Source organism: Pseudoalteromonas luteoviolacea, from assembly GCF_018100925.1.
GTDB classification, from domain to species: Bacteria; Pseudomonadota; Gammaproteobacteria; order Enterobacterales; family Alteromonadaceae; genus Pseudoalteromonas; species Pseudoalteromonas obscura.
Genome location: NZ_JAGJEH010000003.1, coordinates 108,074 through 113,462 on the forward strand (window position 1 = coordinate 108,074; position 5,389 = coordinate 113,462).

Annotated in this window: 4 protein-coding genes; all 4 read right to left on the bottom strand. The window is 42.0% G+C overall.

The window, feature by feature from the left end:
• Positions 1 to 129: 129 nt before the first annotated feature.
• Positions 130 to 897, bottom strand: a complete 768-nt coding sequence (locus J8M00_RS06545; RefSeq protein WP_211009517.1) for a phytanoyl-CoA dioxygenase family protein — start codon at positions 895 to 897, stop codon at positions 130 to 132.
• 446 nt (positions 898 to 1,343) lie between these two features.
• On the bottom strand, positions 1,344 to 2,732 hold the full coding sequence (locus J8M00_RS06550) for a serine hydrolase domain-containing protein (RefSeq protein ID WP_211009518.1): 1,389 nt from the start codon (positions 2,730 to 2,732) through the stop codon (positions 1,344 to 1,346).
• An 11-nt stretch (positions 2,733 to 2,743) separates the two neighbouring features.
• Complete coding sequence (locus J8M00_RS06555) at positions 2,744 to 3,715, bottom strand: TauD/TfdA family dioxygenase (protein WP_247687272.1); 972 nt, start codon at positions 3,713 to 3,715, stop codon at positions 2,744 to 2,746.
• Positions 3,716 to 3,724: 9 nt separating this feature from the next.
• Entirely contained in the window at positions 3,725 to 5,317 is a 1,593-nt protein-coding gene (locus J8M00_RS06560; RefSeq protein ID WP_211009519.1) for an MBL fold metallo-hydrolase, read from the bottom strand.
• Positions 5,318 to 5,389 lie beyond the last annotated feature (72 nt).

A 5,389-nucleotide genomic window follows, 5' to 3' on the forward strand; every position in this document is an offset into this window, starting at 1 on the left:
TCTTTATCGAAATTAAACATACTTTTTCAGCGCAGTTTGAACACAGTTCAAAGTCGCTGTGTTGCTTCAATCATTTTTCAAAGTAACAGCTAAAATATGCGTTATGCCGATTGATAATGTTAATGTGTATTAAACGTCTATTGGCTCAAAACTGCGTGCACTTAAGAAATCAGGCCTGCTAGACAATTTTTTAGGTACATTGGAAACTGCATTATAGGTAATAATCATGATCCTTCTGTCAGAGGCTGACATATTATTTGACGATGCGTGTATAACCTGGGGATCAAAAGCAAACCCTTCACCAGCGGCACAAGTGACAAACTCATATTCACCATCGGATAATACGTCTTGCATAAAGGACTTTTTGACTTGGAAGGTGAGATTAGATGACACGTTTTCCTGCCATACGTTACGACTATTATCGCTGACAGATTCAGATACATTACCGAGTTTATGGCTGCCTAGGACAATGCAAAGCGGCCCGTTAAGCATATTCACTTCATCAAGAGGTATGGCGATATTCACCATATTTGGTTGTTCGATATGGTCAAACTCCTGCCAATAGATAAAGTCTTGGTGCCAAGGCCAATTGGCACCTTCAAAAGCCAATTTTTGATTTATTTTAAACTGATGAACGTAAACCTGTTCGCCCAGCACCTTTTGTGCAAAGCTAACAAGTCTTTTGTCTTGGGCAATATCTCTGAAAAAAGAATCATACAAGTGTGGACCGTGTATCGCTCTGATGGTGTCCGTACCCTTTTCAAAAACAATCCCTTCACTAAACTTCTTAGAGTACTCTGAAACCGCCTTAGATATTTGGTTTATCTCTGTTTCACTAAATACCGGCCCCAGCTTGCTGAACCCACTATCCTTTACGTTTAGCACTTCTAAATTCATCTATAACCTCTTTTTATTCGTTATTTTTGGTTAAGTTAGCAAATCAATTTCAGCCCTACTTCGGCACAAACCTCGGTATAGTGCGCGCAATGCGCAGCATACGCCTCCTAAGCACAACTAAGCTGCGCCACTGCCTATTCAAACTAAACTATGTCGCCATCAAAAAAGCCGCTTCCTAGTCAATCGCCTTAGAGATGTTTGACATTAAATAAAAAAGCTCCCTACTTTTTCACTTATTGCTAAATTTTCAGTTCTATTTTTATCGTTAATATTTATTTGCTCAACGTGGTGTACGCGCCTATTTTTAACCTTTTGGTTTTATTGGCTTGGCAACGACCACGACGTTTCATAGAAAGTGCTATAAAGCCTCAATATCAACACCTTGCAAACACAAGGACATTGAAACTCTACAGCCATTTCGACGTATTTTTAAAACTCGCTGTATACTAAGAGCCTGCCTGAGCACCTTGCTTCGAAACTCTCTTGGCGTATGTGCGCTCACCTCTATAAAGATCGGTAAACGTCAGCACAGCCTCGCCGCCACTTTGCTCGAGGGTAAAAAAGTTCCCGCTGCACTTGTGGCTATAAGAGTTGTTTTCTCTTAACTCGATGACTTCTTCGCCACCCTCTTCAATCAAGATTAAATCCGTACCACTGCGTTTTATCTCAAACCGCTCCCCATCGGTTTTTTGATAGTGGCCCAACAGCGCTATTTCAGCAGGTTTATCTGCAACTAGGCTTATTCTGGCAGGTAGTAACTTGGTGTACTCAGCAACCATATGCAAGGTTGCCGGGCCAGGGTGGATACCCTCATTATTAGAAAGGCCAACAACATTGATGCCCAAGTCTTTGAAATACGCACTCCAAGATGTATAACCTGGCACGCGGCCTTCGTGGTAGATGGTCGGTACGCCGATTATTTCGCTAATATTTACGCCTAAGCCATAATCAACTTCTGTGCCGTCGCTCAATTTAGCTTTTTTCACCATTCTCTGATAAGACGATTCAGACAAAATTTTGCCGGTATTCAACATCATAAAAAACTGGCTCAGATCCGATACCGTGGATGAGATAGCACCTGCAGCATGCATCCACGTCCTACTTACCTTTTCGGGGTGGTAGAGCTTCTCAGGTACTTTTGGATCTGAGAAATAGCCAACCGTTTTATGTTGAGAAGGTTGCTCAAAAACATAGGTATTTTTGAGCCCAAAAGGCTCAAATATTCGCTGTTCTAAAAATTCACGATAAGACAGCCCAGATACTTCTTCAATCAATTTACCCAGTAAAATATACCCGGTGTTTGAATATTCGTAACTGTTGAGTGGCTCTTGGTAAGGCCTACGTCGAGTGATACTTTTAACGACACGGTCCAATCCCCTATCTCGGTGCCACAACCCCCAAACTCTCGAATCACTTAGGTAATCAGGAAACCCTGCAATATGCGACAGGATCTGGGCGACAGTTGCATGTTTATATCCATCAGGGATAGACTTGACATAGGTGCCAAGTGGCGCTTCGAGATTAACTTTTTTCTCTTCGCTGAGAAGCAACACGGCAACAGCGGTGTAAGTCTTTGTTATCGAACCAATATCCAACACGCTATCTTGATCAAGCTGCTCGCCAGTAGAGACATTAGCAAGTCCTATCGCCCCCGAATACAACACTTGGTTACCCTTAGTGATTTGAATGCTAGAACCTGCACTACGCTTGTTTGCATAACATTGATGGATCTCAGAAAAGCTAGCGCCGTAGACTGGACTAAATACTGATACCGCCGCGAATAAAGCACTCACTTTAAAGCTGTTACACTTTACGTTCAAAGACTTACTTGTCATATCTAGTCCTATTAAATAGATTGAAAACCAGAGGGCGCTGACATACCTACGAGGATTTTCCTATTTCCCTCGTACGGCTCTCTGCCATGGCTAAACCGCGTATTATCAATTAGCATCAAGTTATGCTTTTCCCACTTAAACTTAATTCGCAAGTCTTGGTTCAAGTCGCGGATCAGCTGTAACTCAGACTCATCAATTTCACTGCCATCGCCAAAGTACACATTTCTCGGTAAAAACTCTTTACCCAAGCTATTGATCAAACTTTCCTTCATATCTTTACCAAGGCTAGAAACATGAAATAAATGGGCCTGATTAAACCACACTTTTTTTCCTGAAACCGGGTGAACAATGGATGCTGGATTTATCTGCCACGTTCGCAATCTATCACCGGGTAACCATTCAAAATTAATGTTCTTTTGACGACAAAATGCTTCTACTTCTCCCTTATCGGATGTTTGAAACACTTCTTGCCAAGGCAAATCGACATCAGAGTAGTTCCTGACATACTTAAGCTGCTTGGACTCAAATTTGTCTCTTATCTCCTGTGGAATTAACTCATATAACTTGCAGCTATCTGCAATCGGCGTTTCCCCGCCTACTGGCGACGGTTGCATGCACAAAAAACCGAGTCGCAGTGGCCATTCATTTGAATAAGCATTTTCATTGTGCTGTAAAATAGTTTCACTGGCGTGATATTCGGTTGCCGTATAGATATTGCCCTTCAACCCTGTCCTCGGAGTTGAGCGATATTGATACTCTAGCAGCGGCCCTTGAAAAATGGTTTGCAACAGTTTTGAGAATTGCCCGGTACTGACCACCTTCAAGCCTTTAATTAAAACCGCGCCATTGGTTGCCACCAACGATTCTAATTCGGCGCGATTTCGCTGCGCCCAATCCAAGGTTTTTTCGCCTTGCAGGTCCACGTTGAGTACCAGTGGCTGACCTTCAACTTCAACTAAGTCATTGATTGACATCAATCCCATGTTTGTCTCCTAAAACTTAATTTCACTTTTGCCGCATAAACGCTCAACTGGAATGCCTTGTGCCTGACAAAACTCCACCATTTGCATAGATTGCACTATCTGTTCAGAGTCATCGCTATAATCAAGACCCATAAAGTAGTTGTACCAAGGCTCCAAGCCTAAAGCGTAAATCCACACATTTTTTGGTTTCAATGCATTGGTGATTTGAGAAGCCGTTTCAAAACTACTGCCATTGAGTCTGCGCGATTCCTTTATATTTCTTGGCACAGCCTCAGTGAAAAGGGCCCCATATAGCCATGTAAATGGTGCACCGACACATTCCATACCAATCGCCATTAAGTCTAATTCACCAAAGTAAGCGCTCAGCTTTTCATACATGATGGGTTCTAAGTTAGAGGAGTCAGCACCGGCATATATTTTTTTACCGTTAAGTTGGAATAACCAGCCAGTTTTACTTCTTATATTCAAATCGCCATGCTCACCCAAAAACGGAATGCCGGTAATGCTACCGTCCGGGACATCAATCACTTCTAAATCATCAATTTCAATTACATCAAACTTTAATTGCCTGAGGATCATTTTGAGCGACGGGTCTAACAATGAACCGCCATTGTTTTTAGGGACTAAAATACGACTTGTCTTGTGGCGAAGCTGCAATAAAGTCTCTAAGTTGACGTGATCTGAATGATTGTGTGTAAGACAAATGTAATCTATTTTTTCCGGTAGTTGCGCAAAACCAATCGCTTGCTCGCGATTTTTTGATGTGATGTTGGCTACAACGGGATCAACCAAAATGGATACATTTTGTGTTTGTAACAGTAAACCTGCATGACCAATATATTTAACAGATGTCGCCTCTATCTCTTGTGCACTACCAGCTGGTGCTTCGGTAGTGAATAGTTCGAAAATATTTAAGCCACCTGTACACTGCTTGCCTTCAAACAAGGCTTCAATTTCCTGTTTAGAAATTGGCTGGGTCCGGGTTTTAAATAAGGTATCCCAGAATTCACTGTCAAAGGGTTCCCTGATATGAATGTGGTCCGTATCTGGCAACCTTGGCGTGCTCAGTACAAATGGCCTTTCCATCTCTTCATTTAAGACACCTAAAGAGACCGATTGCAGATCTTTTCTGTAATATTCACTTTGATAGACCAACCCCTCGATAACACGGAAGCTCGGGTTGTGGTTACTATCCATAACTAGCTCCACATACCCTTTCAGTAAGTCAGGTACCTGCTTATAAAGCGGTTCTAAAGACTCGCCACTGACGTGTTGCTTGAGCATCGCATTGAGGGATTTTAGCGCATCGGCCAACTCACCAAAGAGCGCATCATCTGTTTCAAATTTATTGATAAGTGATTTAACATCCTCCAGCTGCTCAGCTTTACAATCAACAAACTCCCCACCACCTGCAATGGTTTTGTTTTCATTCGCCATAATATGCAGTTCATGATTGTTGGCAAATGACTTCATCAACCTTAGATGAGTTTTATTCATGTATAGAGCATACTGAAATGGAGATAAAAGGTTTGGCCATGCGTACCAGTTGTTTACCAATGGTTCGACGTAAACACTTTCTCTTAGATAATACTTCTGTGACATTTCCATCTCTTTTTATTTATTATGCGGCTGGTGTGCAATGTGCCACCAGCCTTTTATTATTTTGACTTAACG